Here is an 18,282-nt window from a genome sequence, read left to right as displayed (position 1 = left end):
CGGGGGCTTCGTCGCGTACGGCTCCCTCGGGGATACGGGAAGGGGTACGGGGTCAGTTGGGCTCGATCGTGTTGCGGAGGCCCGGGACCCTGAGGGTGCCGCCGAACTGGCCCGCCTGCTTGAGCTTCACGTGGGTGAAGAAGACCTCCGGGAGGTCCAGCGGGGGCGGGGACTCCGGGCTGAAGGTGATCGGGATGATCCCGATGAGGTTGCCCTTCAGCTCCTCCGTGTACATGGTCACCGTGCCCTCGGTGATCGTGGACGTCCTGCCCTTCTCGGAGCGGACGTGGGCCGTGCGGCCCTCGGAGTGGACCGTCAGCTGGTGCAGGTCCCTGATGCCGATCGAGGCGGCGGTGAACTTCAGGACCTTCTTGATCGTGCCGCTGTAGGTCTTCACCTCGACGATGCCGTGGTACTTCAGACCGCTCAGCGTGAGCTTCGTGCTCTCCAGGCGCCACGGCTCGTCCGGGAGCAGCGGGATCCCCGGCTCCAGGTCGGCCGCCGCGAGTGCCGCGTCGTCGCGCTCCGGGCACGGGAAGCGGGGCTTCGCGCCGTCGGGTATGTCCTCGTCCTTCTTGGCGTCGAGGCCCTTGGCGCTCTCCGGCAGCTCCTCGACCTTCACGCCGGCCTTCTCGGCGGCCTTCTCGATCGCGGCCTTCGTCGCCTCGGCGGCCGGGTCGGCGGTCGCCTTCGGGGCGGTGGCCGTCGGGGCGGTGGCCGTCGGCTTCGGCGCGGTCGTCGCGACCGGCACGTCGGGGTCCGTCGCCGGCTTGGCCGGGGCCTGGGTCGTCGGGGCCGCCGTCGTGGGCGTGACCGTCGGCTTCGGGTCCGGGCCGTCGAACAGGTCCTTGAGCGCGTCACCGACACCCAGCGGGTCCAGCGGGTTCACCGATTTCGTCGGCGTGGGCGTGGCCGTCGGCGTCGCGGTCGGTGTCGGCGCGGCGGTGGCCTTCGCCCGTTCCTGCGTCTGCCGGGTCGTCGCCTGCCCGGTCTCCGTCGCGGTCGGCGTCGGCGTGGCGGTGGCACCGGCGATGCCGCTCGGGGTGGCGGTGGCCGTCGCGGTCGCCGAGGGGGTGGGCTTCGCGCTCTCCGTCGGTTTCGCCGTCTCCGTGGCCTCCGGCGTCGGCTCGTCCGAGCGGGTCACGCAGGGGCCGGGCGCGAAGGGGAGGTCCTTGTCGTCGGCGAGGGCGATCTTGGGCGTGAGGCCCATGCCCACGAACACCGCGGTCGGCATGGCGGCCAGCGCCATCGCCTTGCCCGCGGGGCCCTGGATCCTGTTCAGCAGCGACTTGCGCGGGGCCGCGTGCCGCGGGCCACCCTTCGCGAGCGCCGACTGAGTCTCGTCACCCCGCACTGTTCCTCCCGCCGTTGGCGTCGATCGTCGTTTCGGTCGCGTGGTGCTCCGCCTCGCGCTGCTCCGGCACGCCGGCGGCCCACGGGGCCTCGGTCTGGTCGGACGCCTCCGGGTCACCGTCGTGCTGTGCGTCGGCGGTCTCCTCGACCGGGGGCGCGGGCGCCCAGGCGACGGACATGGCGCCGCCGATGAGGGAGAAGAGGAACCCGATGACCAGACCGCCGAAGTTCGACACCGGGATGGAGACGAGCGCGAGGATGATCGATGCGACTCCCGCGAAGACGCGGACGATGGGCTGGAACCACATCGTCAGTCCGAGGGTGATGAGCAGTACGCCGATGATCAGCGCGCCGGCTCCAGCCGTCGTCTGCATGGCGAGCGTGGCGTTGCCGAGCCGAAAGTCCCCGTACGGGAGATAGGCGATCGGTACGCCGCCGATGACGGTGAACAGCCCCGCCCAGAAGGGCCTGGTCTGCCGCCAGGCCTTGAACCGGTTCTCCTTGGGGACTTCGCGGGAGGCGGGGATCTCGGCGCTCATGGAAACAGCTCCCTGGAAGCGGTGTTGCTGAAAAAGGTGAAGAAGATGATGCTGGCGGCCGGGACGGGCGGGGCCGTTCGGGACGGCCCGCGCCCTCCGGACCCGGTCAGTCCTTGAAGCACTCCTCGGACGTGCCCCTGTGAAGGGACAGGTTGAGGTTCGGGAGCTTGAAGGTGGCGGCGGTGGTCGCCCACGCCTTCTGCTCGACGTCGTTCAGCACCGCCTCCTCGGCGCGCTGACCGAAGCCGTACGGGTTCGCCTTGGTGTTGGGCTGGATGCCCGGCTTGCCCTTGACGGGCTTGCCGTCAGGCCCCGCGTTGAGCGCACCGGCCGCGACGCCGATGTCGATGTTCCTGAACTCGGCGTTGGTCTTGAGCTGGGAGACATCGAGGTAGATGTCCTCCGCGTAGACCTTGTCCTTGCCGGTACCGGCGGTGAGCCGGAGCGTGACGTCACCGACGAACGGCACCTTCGGCGTCACGACCGACTGGCACATGTCGGTGATCCAGGCCTTCGAGAAGCCCGAAACGGCGACCGGAGCCGCGAAGTCCTTGCCCTCGAGGTCCTTGCCGCCGTTGACGCTGCCGTACTGGACGAAGTCCTGGCCGACGAGGCTCTTCGCCTTGACCTTGAACTCCTGGCCGGAAATGCTGAAGGACGCGGCGAGCGCCCCCTGGGCCAGACCCACACCGATCGCGGCCGTCGCGGCCACGCTCGGGACCATGACGACGGCGAACCGCTTCCATCTGGTTCCGCCACGTACCTGGGACTTCATGAGAATTTCCTCCTTCTCGGACGTACATCTCCGGAAGGGCCCGGGGCCCGTCCTGGGATGGGAGAAGAGCTACGTCCTCGGGAAGGAGAGCGCCGAGGCATACGGCGGCGCGATGCGCGTCCGAATCACCGGCGATCACCCCCGAGCGACAACCATGGGCCGCGTTGTCGAACGCGGCCTGATTGGACAGGCCCCGTTCGGTGAGAGCGGGAACCCCCCTGTCCAGGACCGGTGCCGGAGCGCCGGTCCACCCGGTGGGGACCCTCGCCGCGACCCCGGGTGGTTGCCGGGCGGTGCGGTTCGGACCGAGCGTCGCCGATCGTGGTCCATTCCGCGCCGTGGCACAAGGGGGTTCATTACTGGCTAGTAACGGGTGGATAACCGGGCCGTGTCGGGACAGGGTCGAACGGGCACGGAGGGTACGTTCGAATGGGCCGGAATATCCGGAGATCGCCGCATCAATGCGGACAGAAGACCAGGTTCGATTTACTGCAAGTAACAGCGGCCGCGATTACCAAGATTTGGTAAAGCGCGGCCGCCTTTTGTCACTGTGTTGCCAAATCGTCAGGCGATCCGGCGCTCCGGGGAGGGCCGAAAAGACCTCAGAACAGGACGCGCGCGAGGGCCTGACGTGCGGCCGTGACCCGCGGGTCGTCGGCACCGATCACCTCGAACAGTTCCAGGAGCCGCAGCCGCGCCGCGTCCCGGTCCTCGCCCGCCGTGCGGCGCACGGTCTCCACGAGGCGCCCGAAGGCGTCCTGCACGTGACCGCCCACCAGATCGAGGTCGGCGGCGGCGATCTGCGCGGTGACGTCCGCCGGGTTCTCCGCGGCGTTCCTCCGGACGGCGGTCGGGTCCAGGTCCTGCACCCGGGCGAGCAGCTCGGCCTGGGCCAGGCCGAGCTGGGCCTCCGGGTGGGCCGGGTCGTCGGCCAGCACGTTCTTGTACGCCTGGATCGCGCCGGGCAGGTCACCCGCGTCGAGCGCGGACAGGGCCGCTTCGAGGAGCGCGTCGTACGGGCCGACGGGAAGCACGGCCTCCGCACCGCCCTCGGGGGCGCCCGCGTCGACGGCGATCCCGGTGAGGCCGAAGCGCTCCTCACCGATCTGGATCAGCTGGTCGAGGGTCTCGCGGATCTGGGCCTCGGGCACCGCACCCTGGAAGAGCGGCAGCGCCTGGCCGGCGACCACCGCGAAAACGGCCGGAATTCCCTGGATGCCGAACTGCTGCATCAGCATCTGGTTGGCGTCGACATCGATCTTGGCGAGCAGGAAGCGGCCGTTGTACTCGGCGGCGAGCCGCTCCAGGAGGGGGCCGAGCTGCTTGCACGGCTCGCACCACTCGGCCCAGAAGTCGAGGACGACCGGGACCTCGGCGGAGCGCTGGAGCACATCGCGCTCGAAGCCCGCCTCGTCGACGTCGATCACCAGGGCGGACGGCGACACCGCCGCGGATCCGCCCTGACGGGCGGCTTCGGCGCGCGCCTGCTCCGCCTTCGCCTTGGCCTCTCCGGCCGCCTTCACCGCGGCGAGATCGACGACGCCGCTCATGGACATGTTTCGGGGCTGCATGCGTACATCCTCCCCCTTCCGCGCGCGTAACCGTTAAGCCATGGCTGAACCGTGCCGTCCGCACGTCTCCCGCCGGTGTGCGAGACGTGGGGCGGCACGGTCCTTCGTCTTCGGTTCGCACCGGGTCCCCACCCGGTGCCGTGGTTGTCGCTCAGGCCGCTCAATGCCTTTCGCTACAGGTCGTAGCGTAACTGTCCTGGCTGTACGACGGGGAGGGCGCGGACCGGATCCGTGCGGTGAACTGCCTCACACGCGGGGCCTCTGGCGCCGTACCTACCGGCGGGTATGGTCGACTGCCATGTGTAGCCGCACCAGCCCCCGCAGCAGCCGTACGGGGCGTCCCCGCTCCCCCGAGGCCGACACGGCCATTCTGGAGGCGACCCGCGCGGCCCTGGTGGAGCTGGGCTGGGCCAAGCTCACGATGGGGGACGTCGCCGGCCGCGCCAAGGTCGCGAAGACGACCCTCTACCGCCGCTGGGCCAACAAGAACGAGCTGGTGGTGGACGCCGTCGCCGTCCTCTTCGACGAGCTCGAACTGCCCGACCTTGGTTCCCTCCGGGCCGACATCGGGCATGTGGTCCTGCAGTTCGCCGCCCTCCTCGAACGCCCCGAGACCAAGACGGCCCTGATGGCGGTGGTGGCCGAGTCGACCCGCGACGAACCGCTGCGGGAGCGGATACGCGCCTCGATCGTCGACCGGCAGAAACGGCTGGTCCTGGAGGGCCGGATGCGGGCGCAGCGGCGCGGTGAGCTTCCGGCGGACCGCGATCCCGCCGTGGTGGACGCCCTCGACGACCTGATCTTCGACGTGATCGCGGGGGCGGTGGTGCACCGTGCGCTGGTGAGCGCGGAGCCGGTGGACGAGGAGTGGGTGGTGCGCCTCTCCGCGCTCCTCGTGGGCGGTCTCGGCGCGGTGGCGGACTGAAGGCGGCCGGAGTACGTGTCAGGGGCGGTACGGGAGTTCCCGTACCGCCCCTGAATCCGTCAGGTGTGACCGTCAGAAGCCCGGCGGTTCCGTGTAGACGCCCCACTCGTCGCGGAGGGCGTCGCAGATCTCGCCGAGGGTGGCCTCGGCGCGTACGGCGTCCAGCATGGGGGCGATCATGTTCGAGCCGTCCTTGGCGGCGGCGAGCATCGCGTCGAGCGCGGCACGGACCTCGGCGTCGTCGCGGCGGGCCCTGCGCTCGCCGAGGGCGCGGACCTGGTCCCGCTCGACCTCGTGGCTGACCCGCAGGATCTCCAGGTCGCCGGTGACGGAGCCGTGGTGGACGTTGACGCCGACGACCCGCTTGTCGCCCTTCTCCAGGGACCGCTGGTACTGGAAGGCGGACTCGGCGATCTCGCCGGTGAACCAGCCGTCCTCGATGCCGCGCAGGATGCCGGAGGTCATCGGGCCGATCGGGTGCTGCCCGTCCGGGTGGGCGCGGCGACCGCGTTCCTTGATCTGGTCGAAGATCTTCTCGGCGTCGGCCTCGATGCGGTCGGTGAGCTGCTCGACGTACCAGGAGCCGCCCAGCGGGTCGGCGACGTTGGCGACTCCGGTCTCCTCCATGAGTACCTGCTGGGTGCGCAGGGCGATCTCGGCGGCCTGCTCGCTGGGGAGGGCGAGGGTCTCGTCGAGGGCGTTGGTGTGGAGGGAGTTGGTGCCGCCGAGGACGGCGGAGAGGGCCTCGACGGCGGTGCGTACGACGTTGTTGTAGGGCTGCTGGGCGGTGAGGGAGACGCCGGCGGTCTGGGTGTGGAAGCGGAGCCACTGCGCCTTGTCGGTCCTGGCGCCGTAGACCTCCTTCATCCAGCGGGCCCAGATGCGGCGGGCGGCGCGGAACTTGGCGATCTCCTCGAAGAAGTCGAGGTGGGCGTCGAAGAAGAAGGAGAGGCCGGGGGCGAAGACGTCGACGTCGAGGCCTCGGCTGAGGCCCAGCTCGACGTAGCCGAAGCCGTCCGCGAGGGTGTACGCGAGCTCCTGCGCGGCCGTCGCTCCGGCCTCGCGGATGTGGTAGCCGGAGACGGAGAGCGGCTTGTACGCGGGGATGCCCTGCGCGCAGTGCTCCATGAGGTCGCCGATGAGGCGCAGGTGGGGCTCGGGCTCGAAGAGCCACTCCTTCTGCGCGATGTACTCCTTGAAGATGTCGGTCTGGAGCGTGCCGTTGAGCACGGCCGGGTCGACGCCCTGGCGCTCGGCGGCGACCAGGTACATGCAGAAGACGGGCACGGCGGGGCCGGAGATCGTCATCGAGGTGGTGACGTCGCCGAGCGGGATGTCCTGGAAGAGGACCTCCATGTCGGCGGCGGAGTCGATGGCGACCCCGCAGTGGCCGACCTCGCCGAGGGAGCGGGGGTCGTCGGAGTCGCGGCCCATGAGGGTGGGCATGTCGAAGGCGACGGAGAGGCCGCCGCCGCCGGCGGCCAGGATCATCTTGTACCGCTCGTTGGTCTGCTCGGCGTTGCCGAAGCCGGCGAACTGGCGGATGGTCCAGGTCCGGCCCCGATAGCCGGTGGGGTGGAGTCCTCGGGTGAAGGGGTACTCGCCGGGCCAGCCGATGCGCTCGAACCCCTCGTAGGTGTCGCCGGGGCGGGGCCCGTAGACGGGCTCGACGGCGTCGCCGGAGAGCGTGGTGAAGTCGGCGTCCCGCTTGCGGGCCTTGTCGTAACGGGCCTGCCAGCGACGGCGGCCTTCCTCGATGGCGTCAGCGTCCATGCTTCGAATTTACTAGGACGTCCTAGTAAATGTCGATGCCAAACCTCCGCACATGTGTGCGGAGGTAGGGGTTCAGGCCTTGACCGGAGCCGGTCGCGGGTCGCTGACCAGCGGAAGCGTCTCCGCGGCGATCCTGCGCTCGACGAAGAACGCGGCGAACGGGATCGTGCCGCTCACCAGCACCCACAGGAGTTTGCCGAACGGCCACTTGGCCTTGGAGCCCAGGTCGAAGGCGAAGACCAGATAGATGATGTAGAGGACACCGTGGGCCTGGGAGACCGCGAAGGTCACGTCCTCGCCCATGTCGAACCCGTACTTGAAGACCATGCAGGCGCACAGCACGAGCAGCATGACGGCGGTCACGTACGCCATGACGCGGTAACGGGTCAGCACACTGGATTTCATGCCGTCGAGCGTAACGGCACGTTCCGGGCGATCTTCGCGCGGGTCAGCTCTCGTCGAAATCCCGCGCGCTCACCCGGAGCGGGCGCAGCATCGCGAAGATCTCGCCGCACTCCTCCGCGTCGTACGCCCCGAGCCCGAAGTCCATCCCCATCAGGTCCCGGGTCGCCGCCTCGACGACCTCGCGGCCCTTCTCCGTGATGGTCGCGAGGGTGCCCCGGCCGTCGTTCGGGTTGGGGCGCCTGGCGACCAGGCCGGACTTCACGAGGCGGTCCACCGTGTTCGTCACCGAGGTGGGGTGGACCATCAGCCGCTCGCCGATCTTCGACATCGGCAGCTCGCCCGCCTTCGAGAAGGTGAGCAGCACCAGGGCCTCGTACCGCGCGAAGGTCAGCCCGTACGGCTTGACGACGGCGTCGACCTCCGCGAGGAGGATCTGGTGGGCGCGCATGATCGAGGTGATCGCGGCCATGGAGGGGACCGGGCCCCAGCGCTTCTGCCAGAGCTCGTCGGCTCGGGCGATGGGGTCGAAGGGGAGACTGAGCGGCTTCGGCACGCGTCGACCTTACCGACTGGTCACATGGCGGTCAGCCCCGTCTCGCCTTTCGGTCGGGCTCGCGGTGTCGCAGTCCGGAAGCGGCTGACCACCGTGTCACGATGACCTGGAATATTGCAGAAAGTGCTGTTCTCTTCCGTTTCCGTACCCGACCCTGGGGGCCGGATGTCCCGCCGCACCGTCACCGCCGTCGCCCTGGCCCTCGTCTCCGCGCTGCTCCTGGCCGGGTGCGGTCAGGACGAGCCCCGGAAGGGGCCCGTCGGCCCGCCGTCCCCGCGCGGTGAGTCGGCGACCCCCGCGAGCGGCTCCCCGTTCTGGGTCGACCCGGAGAGCGACGCGGCCAAGCAGGTCCGCCGGTACGAGGCGCAGGGCAGGACCGAGGACGCCCGCATCCTGAGGCGGATCGCGGACCGGCCGGTCGCTGACTGGCCGGCCGGCGACGATCCCGTACCGGAGATCACCCGGGCGGTCCGGGGCGCGGCGGCGGAGGACCGTACCGCCGTCTTCGTCGCGTACAACATCCCGCACCGCGACTGCGGGATGTACTCGGCGGGCGGCGCGCGCGACGCGCGGGCCTACCGGACCTGGATCGACTCCTTCGCCGACGCGATCGGCGAGGCCTCCGCGATCGTCGTCCTGGAGCCGGACGCGGTGCCGCACATCGTGGACGGCTGCACTCCGTCCCAGTACCACGACGAGCGGTACGAGCTGCTCGCCGGCGCGATCGAGCGGCTCAAGCGGCAGCCACGCACCCGGGTCTACCTGGACGCGGGCAATCCGGCCTGGATCGACGACCCGGGCAAACTGGTGGAGCCGCTGCGCCGGGCGGGTGTCACCCGGGCGGACGGCTTCGCGCTCAACGTCTCGAACTTCCAGCGGAACGAGACGGTACGGGACTTCGGCGCCTCGCTCTCGGGGCTGCTCGGCGGCACCCACTTCACGGTCGACACCAGCCGCAACGGCGCGGGCCCCCTCCCGGGCGACCGGGCGGAGGCCTGGTGCAATCCGCCGGGGCGGTCCCTCGGAGTGCCGCCGACGGACAGGACCGGGGACGCGCTGGTCGACGCGTACCTGTGGATCAAGCGTCCCGGTGACTCGGACGGCCAGTGCCGGGGCGGCCCGGCGGCCGGGACCTGGTGGCCGGACTACGCCCTCGGTCTGGCACGCAGGGCGAAGGCCTAGATTCCACCGCGCTCGGCCCTCAGTCCACCTGGATCCACTTGGCCTCCGACGGGATGCCGTTCGCGTCGGTGACGAACAGCATGTACCAGCCGGGCGGGACGAGGGTCCGGTCCCGCGGTACGTCGACCGTCACGGTCATCCCGTCCCTGCCCTTCGTCAGGCCCAGTTCGACGGAGCGCTGTTCGACGTCCGTGGTGTGGGTGACGGCGCTGGGCCGCATCAGCCGGGCCTCGGCGATCCGGCCCGCGTCCTTGGTCCTGAAGGTGGCGCGGCCGTTCTGGTCGAGTTCCCGCGAGCCCTCGCCGAGGACGGGCCGGTCGTCGCCCGCCTTGTGGAGGTAGGGCGGGGTGAAGACCTCGATGCGCTGTTCGAAGGTGCCGAGCTTGGTGTTGTCCTTGTCGTCGAAGAGCGGGTCGGAGCCGAAGGTCGCGACCCGGCCGTCGGGCAGCAGCAGCGCCTCGGAGTGGTAGTTGCGGCCGACGGTGGGTTCGGCGGCCTCGGCGAAGGCGTTGGACCTCGGGTCGTAGAACTGCGCCTTGAGGATGTCGCTGCCGCTGCGGCCGCGGTAGTCCTCGGAGCCGCCGGTGGTGAAGACCGTGTCGTCGGGCAGCAGGACGCTGCTGAGGTAGCGGGTGCCCTGCGGGAGCGCCGGCCCGTCGGTGAAGACGGGACTGTCCTTGGAGAGGTCGATGATGGAGGTGCGGGCGGTGGACTTGGACGACTCGCCGACCCCGCCGCCGCCGAGGACCATGACCTTCTGGTTCTGGACGGGGGGCAGCATCAGGGAGGCGGAGGTCTCCAGCTGGTCGGGGTCGGTGAGCCCGCCGAGCTTGGTGAAGGAGTTCTTCTTCAGGTCCCACAGGCCGGGTTCGCGGCCCTTCTCCGCCGGGCCGTAACCGGCGTTGGAGCCGCTGTAGAGCAGCTTGCCGCCCTTGGTGAGGAAGAGGGACGGGTAGGTGGGGAAGTAGCGGAAGGGCCCCTGGGACCACTTCTTGGTGGTGGGGTCGTAGATCTCGTTGTCGCCGGGGACGACGTCGCCGACGTCGTTGAGGCCGGAGACGGCGAGGACCTTGCCGTCCTGGAGGGTGACCAGGGTGGGATACCAGCGGGCGTCCTTCATGGGGGCGACCGGGATGTACTTCTCGGCCTTCGGGTCGAACTCGTAGGCACTCTTGATGCCCTGGAAGTCCTGCTTCTCGGTCGTGAGCTTCTGCGCGAGGCCGTAGACGTCGTCGGCGGCCTCGCCCTTGAGGCCGACGATCTCGTACTGCGCGGCCTCGGTGGTGAGGGCCTGCGGGCCCTCCTTCCGCGCCTCGACGAAGACCCGGGCCTCCGCGGCGGTGACCTTCGTCTGCCACGGCTTCATCTGGCCGCTCTTGAAGTACGAGATCTCGAACTCGCGCTTCGCCTTGGGGACGGTGACGTCGAACTTGGACACGTACTCGACCCCGGACGGGGAGCGGAAGACGGTGCCCTTCTTCAGGGTCACCGCCTTGTCGGGGCTCTCGTTCTTGACCCGCATGCCGCCGCCGGCCTTCTTGACCTCGCCGTTGAGGATCTCGTAACGGGCGGTGCCGCCGGCGACGAGCAGCCGCCCGTCGGGGAGCTGGGTGTGACCGGCGCAGAAGAAGTCCTCGGGGGTGGGGATCTTCTTGAAGGTGTTCTTCACCGGGTCCCACAGGACGGTCTGGAACGTGCCCGCGTCGAAGTTCTTCTGGCTGTTTCCCGAACCGGCGATGAGCAGCACCTTGCCGGTGTGCAGCAGCGCCGCGTGGATGGCGTTGACGCTGTACGGGGCGGGGACGTCCACCGGCGACCAGGAGCCGAAGACCCGCTTGTACCCGGGCTGGGCGATCTTGTACGCGTGGTACTTCTCCTCGGCGAAGGAGACGGCGGCGGGGGCGTTGAGCGCCGCGAGGACGACGACCGCGCCGCTGCCGAGCAGGGTCTTCTTGAACTTCTGGGACGGCCGGTAGGCCATGGCTCAGTTCCCTCCGGTCGTCGTGGGGGCCGGGGCGGCGGGGGTGGTGGTCGGGATGGCGGCGGCGGCGCGGACCTCGACCCCTTCGCGGGCGTCGGCGAGACCGCGGGCACGGGCGCGGGCCCGGGCGCGCTCACGGACGCGCAGGACGCGCCGCTCCCTGACGGTCGTGAAGGCCCAGACGGACACCGGGGCCAGGGCGATGACGAGGGCCAGTGCGGCCCAGGTGCGCATGGCGGCGTGGGTGTGGCCGAAGTGCACGGACGCGGCGAGCGAGGTGGCGAGGACCACCGCCCAGAAGAGGTGGATGCGGAAGGTGACGAGGCGGTCGGGGCTGGCCGCGCCGCCCTTGGGGGTGACGACGAAGCGGCCGCGGGTGCGCAGGACCGCCGATCCGAGCGACACGAGGTAGACGGGGGCGGAGAGCGCGGACATCGCCATGCCCGCGAGGCCGCCGGAGCCCTCGGGTTCGTGCGGGGAGACGTTGTGCCGCCGGTTCCAGAGGTAGAGGCCGATCTGGAGGGCGACGGCGTCGCTGTAGATCATCAGCCACACCGAGGTGGAGACCTGGGTGCCGGAGGCGCCGAACCAGAGGTAGAGGGCGCAGCTGAGGATGCCCAGGAGCCAGTTGAAGGCCGTCATCGGGTAGTAGACGAGCATCAGGGTGTAGTTGAGGAAGCGGCCCGGAGGGGTGCGGAAGGGCGCCTTCCAGTACTGCTTGACGATCGTCTCGTACGTGCCGCGGGACCAGCGCAGCTGCTGGGTGAAGAAGTCGGTCCAGGAGGCGGGGCCCTCACCGACCGCGAGGACGTCGGGGGTGTAGACGGAGCGCCAGTAGTGGCCGGTGTGCGGGTTCTTCCTGCGGTGCAGCTCGAAGCCGGTCGCCATGTCCTCGGTGATCGAGTCGTACAGGCCGCCTATCTGCTTGAGGGCGGAGATCCGGACGACGTTGTTCGTGCCGACGAACATGGGCGCGCGGTAGCGGTTGCCGGCGCGCTGGATGAGGGCGTGGAAGAGGAACTGCTGCGACTCGGCGGCCTTGGTGACGAGGTCGGTGTAGTTGCCGTAGACCTGCGGTCCGACGACGAAGGCGATGTCGGGGTCGCGGAAGTAGCCGAGCATCCGCTCCAGGAAGTTGGGAAGCGGGACGTGGTCGGTGTCGACGGAGGCGAAGTAGTCGTAGTCGTCGCCGTGCATGGCGAGCCAGGCGTTGTAGTTGCCGTGCTTGGTCTTCGCCTTGTGCACGCCCTTCCTGCGGTTCCACTCGGGGATGCCGGCGCGGGTGAAGTGACGTACGCCCAGTTCGGCGCAGAGCGCCTTGGCCTCGTCGGCGTCGCCCTCGTCGAGGAGCCAGACGTCGAGCTTTCCCACGTGCCGCAGCCGCATGGCGCCTTCGAGGGTGCCGCGGACCATGGAGAGCGGTTCCTTGCCCGGGACGTACGTGGTGAGGAACGCGACGCGGGTGCCCGGCTCGGCGTACACGGGTATCGGGTCACGGGCGACCATGGTGGCGTGGGCGATCGACGTGACGTTCACCAGCATGAAGAAGCAGATGAGGCCGATCGACACGAGCATCACGGTGTCGAGGTGGACGAGCCAGCGGGCGCCGCCCTCGCGGACGGTCCAGTGGCTGGGCCAGACGAGGTAGGCGAGGAGCAGCGCCGAGAGGAGCGGCGCGAGGCTCATGAGGAGGACGGCCCGTATGCGGTGCGGCTCGTTCGCGAGCAGACTGCGGTACTGCACCGTGTACGCCGCCGGATCAGGCTCGGTGAGCGGACCGGCGAGTCGGCTGTAGGTGTCGTAGTCGTAGCCTCCCGGCCGCACGGTGCCTCCAGCTGTCGAACGGGTCGATACCCCAACAAAAGGGGACATCGATCGGCGTGTCGACTGGAGTAGTCCGAGTGAGGGTTTCTACCGGGTACGAACGCCCTGCCGCCGAAGCGCGTACGTGACGGCCTTCCGGGCGACCGGGTTCAGCTCCTCGACGGCCGCCATCAGCGCCCCGAGCTGTTCGAGGGCGGCGAAGGCCGCCTCCGCACCGGCCGGGTCGACACCCTCGTACAGTTCGAGCCCGACGAACGAGGCGGCGACCGCGCGGGCGAGCCCGGCGGGGTCCGCGACGCCGGCGAGCGGGCTCCCCACGAGGACCCGGGCGAGCACCTGCTCGATCTCGGCGATCCACAGGTCGAGCCCGGCGGCGGTGGCCGGCCCGAGGCGGGGGTGCGCCCGCGCGCCGGCGAGGAGCTGCCCGAGGAAGTCGACGTGTCCGGCCTCCCGCTCCTCCACGTGCAGCTCGCGCCCGAAGGCGAGCAGCTCCCCCAGACTGCCGACGGCGCGGAGCCGCTCGCGGTGGCGGGCGACCCGCAGCTCGGCGCCGTGCCGGCAGGCGGCGGCGAGCAGCTCGTCCACGGATCCGAAGTGGTAGAAGACGAGTGCCTGGTTGACGCCGCCCGTGGCCGCGATGGTGCGGGCGGAGGCCTTGGCGATGCCCTGCTCGACGAGCGTGCGCAGGGCGCCTTCGAGCAGCTTCTCCCGGGTCTCCTGACTCCGGACGTCCTGACCTCGGGCCTCCCGGCCCCGGCCGTCCTGACTCCGGGCGTCCCGGCCCCGCGCGTCCCGCTCGTTCGCGCCCTCCGCGGTCGTCCCGCTCACGCCCGTACCTCCTCGCGCACCGGGCGCAACCCCGCGCGCACCCCGTGGGATCGTACGTCCGCGTATGCGGCGGTGAAGGACCCCTCGTACCCGAACAGCGGCCCGAAGTAGCGGTTGACCACCCGCACGTTGATGCGGAAGCGGCCGGTCCGCTCGTCGAAGGACTCGCGCACCTCGGCCCGGCCCCCCAGCAGTTCCGGGACGCGCACGTCCAACGGGCCCTCCCGGAAGCGGTGTTCGCCGGAGACGAGGAGGAGCGAGCCGTCGGGCTCCGCGGAGAGGTGCAGATCGCTGGCGAGGTGCTGGTGGGTCCCGAGGTAGTCGAGGACGCAGCCACGCTCCGGACTGTGGACCATGGTGGCGTCGAAGCGCCGGGGCCCGCCGGGGAGCGCGAAGGTCCGGACGAAGGTGACGGTCTCCCGGCCGTACGAGTCGGCGTACGGCACGTTCTCGATGACGAAGGGGACGCCCCGGCCGGCGCGGGGCAGCAGGATGTTCCGCAGCCCGCCCACCGCGAGGAACGGCTTCACGAACGCCCGGCCGTGCCAGACACGGTCCATGACACCCCGCCCGACGCACAGCTCCCCGCTCGTGAGCCCCACCGAGAAGCGCCGCTGGAGCTCCGGGTGCAGCCGTTCGAAGGCGGCGTCACCCATGGCGGTGCGGAAGATCGAGGTCACGGCTGCTCCAGGGTGGCGAGGAGCCGTGGCTCCCGGGTGCGGGCGGGCGGGGTGCGCAGACAGCGCCGGGCCGCGGGGGTGCGCGCCGAGGGCGGTACGAGGACGGCGGCGGCCAGCCCGAGGACGGTGAGCGGCACGGCGGCGAGCGACAGCGCGCCGAGCGGCAGGAGGGCCAGGGCGGACGGCACGGCCACCAGCAGCAGCCGGGCGGCGGCTTCGAGGAGCCAGCGGTCCCGGGATCGCTCCGGGGTGACGCCCCGCTCGCACCAGAGCCGCAGCCGGTCGAAGGACCAGGCGGTGGCCCATCCCATGAGAGGCCGGAAGAGCATCCGGTCGGCGACGCGGCCGAGGCGGCCCCAGCGGGGGCGGTAGTCGTAGCCGGTGAGGAAGCGGACGCCGTCGGCGGTGGGCACGTACCGCCAGTAGCCGCTGCCCTCGGCGAGGAGCGAGAGCGGATGCCCCGAGGAGAAGCGGAGGGCGGAGACCCGGTCGCCGCCGGTCCGGTGGCGCTCCCCCGCGGAGACACCGGTCCCGGCGACGACCAGGAAGGGCAGGACGCGGGTCGCGTACCGGAAGTGCTGCGGCTCGCCCTCGGCGCGCGGCAGGTAGGCGATCTCCGTGAAGCGCAGGTCCCACCGCTGGTGGCGGTCGGGCTCCTGCGTGCGTTCCCAGAGCGTCTCCAGGTCCGCGTGGACCCGTGTCTCGATGTAGAGACCCATGGGTTCTCTCCCGCTCATCCGACATCTTGAGCGACTGCTCAAAACTGCCCCGCGGCTGAAGGTAGCCGACTTTGAGCACTCGCTCAACTGTCGGGCGGCAAGAAACCCCCGGCCCTTGACCAGGACCGGGGGCTTCTCGTGACGGAGAGGACGGCGTCAGGCGCCGAGGTGACGCTCCACCGTCTCCACCTTGGAGGTAAGACCGTCCGTCACGCCGGGACGGATGTCGGCCTTGAGGACCACGGAAACCCGGGGCGCCCGCGCCTCGACGGCGGCGACGGCCCGCTTCACCACGTCCATGACCTCGTCCCACTCGCCCTCGACGGAGGTGAACATCGCGTCGGTACGGTTCGGCAGGCCGGACTCGCGGACGACCCGGACGGCGTCGGCGACGTACTCGCCGACCTCCTCCCCCACGCCCAGCGGGGTGACCGAGAACGCGACGATCACGCCTTCACCGCACCCTCGGCGCTGTGCGCGCGGGCGCGGGAGGCGAGGACCGCGGCCTCGGCCTCGCGCTTCAGCTTCCGCTCGGCGTAGAAGCCGCCGAAGGGCAGCACCGAGAGGACGAAGTACAGGGCGGCCGTGCCGAGGCTCCACTTGGTGCGGTTCCAGGCGTCCAGCCAGAACAGGACGTAGAGGATGAACAGCACGCCGTGGACCGCGCCCATGACCGGCACCGCGTTGAAGTCCGTCGTCCGCTTGAGCACCGAGCAGACCAGCAGGAGCAGGAACGAGACGGCCTCCGGCGCGGAGACGAGACGGAGCCGGTGGAGGGATGAAGCGGTCTTGATGTCCACGGAGGGGGTCACCTTCGTTAGATCTTGTGAACGGATGCACAAGGGCCCGTCCATTGTGCACGCCGACTTTGCTGTCTCTTTATCCGGGTCCCCAGTACCGTCGTCGGGTGGCAACGTTCCGACTCCAGGGCAGCAAGGTGCTCGCCGTCTCCATGACGGGCGACGCCGTGAAGGCGAAGAACGGCTCGATGGTCGCCTACGACGGCCAGATGGCGTTCAAGAAGATGAGTGGCGGCGGTGAGGGCCTGCGCGGCATGGTGACCCGCCGGCTCACGGGAGAGCAGATGGAGGTGATGGAGGTACGCGGCCAGGGGACCTGCTGGTTCGCCGACCGGGCCTCCGAGATCAACCTCGTCGGCCTGCACGGCGACAAGCTCTGGGTCGAGGCGAGCAATCTGCTCTGCACCGACGCGGGGCTCCGCACCGGCACGACCTTCACCGGACTGCGCGGCGGGGCCACCGGCAACGGCCTGTTCACCACCACGGTCGAGGGCACGGGCCAGGCGGCGATCATGTCCGACGGCCCGGCGGTGGTGCTGCGGGTGACCCCGCAGTACCCGCTCCAGGTCGACCCCGGGGCGTACATCGCGCACCAGGGCAACCTCCAGCAGCACTTCCAGTCGGGTGTCACCTTCCGCACCTTCATGGGCGAGGGCGGCGGCGAGGCCTTCCAGATCCGCTTCGAGGGGGACGGCCTCGTGTACGTCCAGCCGAGCGAGCGGAACACGGTCGGGGGGGACGTGTGAGCGTCGCACGCGCGGCCACCGGGCCGCAGACGACGATGAAGGCTGCACCTCTGCGCCGCGCGGGCGGAGAAGGGGGCGCCCCCGGGCCGCAGGCTCCGGGGGAGAACGAGGAGGACTGATGCCGTTCCGCGAGATCAACTCCAAGATGGTCGAGGCGACCGTCGTCCCGGGGCAGCGGATGTTCAGCCAACGCGGCGCGATGCTCGCGTACCGCGGCGACGTCACTTTCACGCCGAACACGGCGGGCGGTCAGGGCGGCCTGATGTCGATGATCGGCCGCCGGGTGGCCGGCGAGGCGACCCCGCTCATGACCGTCGAGGGCAACGGCACGGTGATGTTCGGGCACGGCGGCCATCACATCCAGGTGATCGGCCTCACGGGCGACACCCTGTACGTGGAGGCCGACCGGCTGCTCGCCTTCGACGGCACCCTGGAGCAGGGCACGATGTTCATGGGCTCGCAGGGCGGGGTCATGGGCATGGTCCGCGGCCAGGTCACCGGTCAGGGCCTCTTCACCACCACGCTCAAGGGCCACGGCGCGGTGGCCGTGATGGCGCACGGCGGGGTCATCCAGCTGCCGATCACGCCGGGCCGCCCGGTCCACGTGGACCCGCAGGCGTACGTGGCCCACCACGGCGACGTACGGAACAAGCTCTCCACCGCGCTCGGCTGGCGGGACATGATGGGTCGCGGCTCGGGCGAGGCGTTCCAGCTGGAGCTGAGCGGCAGCGGCGCGGTGTACGTCCAGGCCTCGGAGGAGAAGCTGTGAGCACCCCGGTGATCCATGACCCGGCGACCCTGCCGTCGGACGACAACGTGAACCCGTACACCTTCTGCGTGGAGCTCAAGGGCTCCCAGTGGTTCCTGCAGAAGGGGAAGATGATCGCCTACTACGGGCGGATCGAGTTCAACGGCATCGGGCTCGGGCGGCTCGACCGGCTGGTCCGGACGTCCTTCCACTCTCCGCTGCACGCGAGCGACTGGGTGGTCGCGGAGGGCAGCGGGAAGATGCTGCTCGCGGACCGGGCGTTCGACGTGAACTCGTTCGACCTCGACCAGGGCAACCTGACGATCCGTTCGGGGAACCTGCTCGCCTACCAGCCGACGCTGGCCCTGAAGCAGTCGATCGTGCCGGGCTTCGTGACGCTGATCGGCACGGGCAAGTTCGTGGCCGCGTCGAACGGTCCGGTGGTCTTCATGGAGCCGCCGATGCGGGTGGACCCGCAGGCCCTGGTGGGCTGGGCGGACTGCCCGTCGCCGTGCCACCACTACGACCACGGCTACATGACGGGCGTGCTGGGCGGCGTACGGGCCCTGACGGGCCTCGGCGGCACCTCGGGCGAGGAGCACCAGTTCGAGTTCGTGGGCGCGGGCACGGTGCTGCTCCAGTCGACGGAGATGCTGATGGCCGACCGCGCGATCGGCGGGCCGCCGGCGCAGGCGGGTGTCCCGGGCGGACACGGGGGGCACGGTTCCGGCCAGGCTGCGCCGGGTTCCGCACCGCGCCTTCCCGGCCAGCTGGGGGACCTCCAGCGTCGTTTCGGGCTGTGAGCGGTAGTCTGCGGAGGGTGACGTCCTCGAACGCGCGCTCCCAGATTTCGTCAAGCATTCAACTTCTTAGGTAGAAT

19 protein-coding genes are annotated in these 18,282 nt (G+C 70.4%); 5 read left to right on the top strand and 14 right to left on the bottom strand.

Translation table 11 applies throughout. The annotated features are described in order from the left end of the window. Positions 1-52 precede the first annotated feature (52 nt). The 4 genes from ABZ567_RS09480 to ABZ567_RS09465 all read right to left on the bottom strand — a co-directional run bounded on the left by ABZ567_RS09480 (position 53) and on the right by ABZ567_RS09465 (position 4,238). On the bottom strand, positions 53-1,354 hold the full coding sequence (locus tag ABZ567_RS09480) for a hypothetical protein (protein ID WP_360786275.1): 1,302 nt from the start codon (positions 1,352-1,354) through the stop codon (positions 53-55). Further along, positions 1,344-1,892: a DUF6114 domain-containing protein gene (locus ABZ567_RS09475; protein ID WP_360786274.1), complete on the bottom strand. Its 549-nt coding sequence runs from the start codon at positions 1,890-1,892 to the stop codon at positions 1,344-1,346. Before ABZ567_RS09475 ends, ABZ567_RS09480 begins: the two co-directional genes overlap by 11 nt. A 106-nt stretch (positions 1,893-1,998) precedes the next feature. Next, positions 1,999-2,667 carry a DUF6230 family protein gene (locus tag ABZ567_RS09470; RefSeq protein WP_360786272.1) on the bottom strand — a complete coding sequence of 223 codons (669 nt, stop codon included), beginning with the start codon at positions 2,665-2,667 and terminating at the stop codon, positions 1,999-2,001. Between the two features lie 602 nt (positions 2,668-3,269). Next, complete coding sequence (locus tag ABZ567_RS09465) at positions 3,270-4,238, bottom strand: tetratricopeptide repeat protein (protein WP_360786270.1); 969 nt, start codon at positions 4,236-4,238, stop codon at positions 3,270-3,272. Positions 4,239-4,536: 298 nt separating this feature from the next. Here ABZ567_RS09465 and ABZ567_RS09460 point away from each other — a divergent pair, with 298 nt between their 5' ends. After that, positions 4,537-5,163, top strand: a complete 627-nt coding sequence (locus ABZ567_RS09460) for a TetR/AcrR family transcriptional regulator (RefSeq protein ID WP_360786268.1) — start codon at positions 4,537-4,539, stop codon at positions 5,161-5,163. Positions 5,164-5,235: 72 nt separating this feature from the next. Here ABZ567_RS09460 and ABZ567_RS09455 read toward each other — a convergent pair whose 3' ends face one another. The 3 genes from ABZ567_RS09455 to ABZ567_RS09445 form a co-directional block, all read right to left on the bottom strand. Further along, complete coding sequence (locus ABZ567_RS09455; protein ID WP_360786266.1) at positions 5,236-6,936, bottom strand: methylmalonyl-CoA mutase family protein; 1,701 nt, start codon at positions 6,934-6,936, stop codon at positions 5,236-5,238. Positions 6,937-7,008: 72 nt separating this feature from the next. Next, the gene (locus ABZ567_RS09450; RefSeq protein ID WP_360786264.1) at positions 7,009-7,341 is read right to left on the bottom strand and encodes a DUF3817 domain-containing protein; all 333 of its coding nucleotides are present in this window, start codon (positions 7,339-7,341) and stop codon (positions 7,009-7,011) included. Between the two features lie 43 nt (positions 7,342-7,384). Beyond that, positions 7,385-7,894, bottom strand: a complete 510-nt coding sequence (locus tag ABZ567_RS09445; RefSeq protein ID WP_360786262.1) for a MarR family transcriptional regulator — start codon at positions 7,892-7,894, stop codon at positions 7,385-7,387. A 165-nt stretch (positions 7,895-8,059) separates the two neighbouring features. Here ABZ567_RS09445 and ABZ567_RS09440 point away from each other — a divergent pair, with 165 nt between their 5' ends. After that, a complete protein-coding gene (locus ABZ567_RS09440) occupies positions 8,060-9,076 on the top strand; it encodes a glycoside hydrolase family 6 protein (RefSeq protein WP_360786261.1) in 1,017 nt (338 codons plus the stop codon). Positions 9,077-9,095: 19 nt separating this feature from the next. Here the strand turns inward: ABZ567_RS09440 and ABZ567_RS09435 are convergent, their stop codons facing one another. The 7 genes from ABZ567_RS09435 to ABZ567_RS09405 all read right to left on the bottom strand — a co-directional run bounded on the left by ABZ567_RS09435 (position 9,096) and on the right by ABZ567_RS09405 (position 15,908). Beyond that, complete coding sequence (locus ABZ567_RS09435; protein WP_360786259.1) at positions 9,096-11,057, bottom strand: kelch motif-containing protein; 1,962 nt, start codon at positions 11,055-11,057, stop codon at positions 9,096-9,098. 3 nt (positions 11,058-11,060) lie between these two features. Then, the gene (locus tag ABZ567_RS09430; RefSeq protein ID WP_360786257.1) at positions 11,061-12,881 is read right to left on the bottom strand and encodes a cellulose synthase catalytic subunit; all 1,821 of its coding nucleotides are present in this window, start codon (positions 12,879-12,881) and stop codon (positions 11,061-11,063) included. An 87-nt stretch (positions 12,882-12,968) separates the two neighbouring features. After that, positions 12,969-13,583 carry a TetR/AcrR family transcriptional regulator gene (locus tag ABZ567_RS09425; RefSeq protein ID WP_360786527.1) on the bottom strand — a complete coding sequence of 205 codons (615 nt, stop codon included), beginning with the start codon at positions 13,581-13,583 and terminating at the stop codon, positions 12,969-12,971. Between the two features lie 122 nt (positions 13,584-13,705). Beyond that, positions 13,706-14,389, bottom strand: a complete 684-nt coding sequence (locus ABZ567_RS09420; RefSeq protein WP_360786255.1) for a DUF4166 domain-containing protein — start codon at positions 14,387-14,389, stop codon at positions 13,706-13,708. Further along, on the bottom strand, positions 14,386-15,108 hold the full coding sequence (locus ABZ567_RS09415; RefSeq protein ID WP_360786253.1) for a hypothetical protein: 723 nt from the start codon (positions 15,106-15,108) through the stop codon (positions 14,386-14,388). Before ABZ567_RS09415 ends, ABZ567_RS09420 begins: the two co-directional genes overlap by 4 nt. Positions 15,109-15,264: 156 nt before the next feature. Next, positions 15,265-15,558, bottom strand: a complete 294-nt coding sequence (locus tag ABZ567_RS09410; protein WP_123455443.1) for an MTH1187 family thiamine-binding protein — start codon at positions 15,556-15,558, stop codon at positions 15,265-15,267. Continuing rightward, on the bottom strand, positions 15,555-15,908 hold the full coding sequence (locus tag ABZ567_RS09405; RefSeq protein ID WP_360786251.1) for a DUF3817 domain-containing protein: 354 nt from the start codon (positions 15,906-15,908) through the stop codon (positions 15,555-15,557). The genes ABZ567_RS09410 and ABZ567_RS09405 overlap by 4 nt, the downstream gene beginning before the upstream one ends. A gap of 107 nt (positions 15,909-16,015) precedes the next feature. On the opposite strand from ABZ567_RS09405, the gene ABZ567_RS09400 reads away from it, so the two are divergent. From ABZ567_RS09400 to ABZ567_RS09390, 3 genes are all read left to right on the top strand, one after another. After that, a complete protein-coding gene (locus ABZ567_RS09400; protein ID WP_360786249.1) occupies positions 16,016-16,654 on the top strand; it encodes an AIM24 family protein in 639 nt (212 codons plus the stop codon). Between the two features lie 118 nt (positions 16,655-16,772). Continuing rightward, positions 16,773-17,423: an AIM24 family protein gene (locus ABZ567_RS09395; protein WP_360786247.1), complete on the top strand. Its 651-nt coding sequence runs from the start codon at positions 16,773-16,775 to the stop codon at positions 17,421-17,423. Then, the gene (locus ABZ567_RS09390) at positions 17,420-18,205 is read left to right on the top strand and encodes an AIM24 family protein (RefSeq protein WP_360786245.1); all 786 of its coding nucleotides are present in this window, start codon (positions 17,420-17,422) and stop codon (positions 18,203-18,205) included. The genes ABZ567_RS09395 and ABZ567_RS09390 overlap by 4 nt, the downstream gene beginning before the upstream one ends. Positions 18,206-18,282 lie beyond the last annotated feature (77 nt).

It is taken from the genome of Streptomyces sp. NPDC016459, assembly GCF_040632845.1.
Classification (GTDB): domain Bacteria; phylum Actinomycetota; class Actinomycetes; order Streptomycetales; family Streptomycetaceae; genus Streptomyces.
This window is presented reverse-complemented; position numbering and strand designations above follow the sequence as displayed.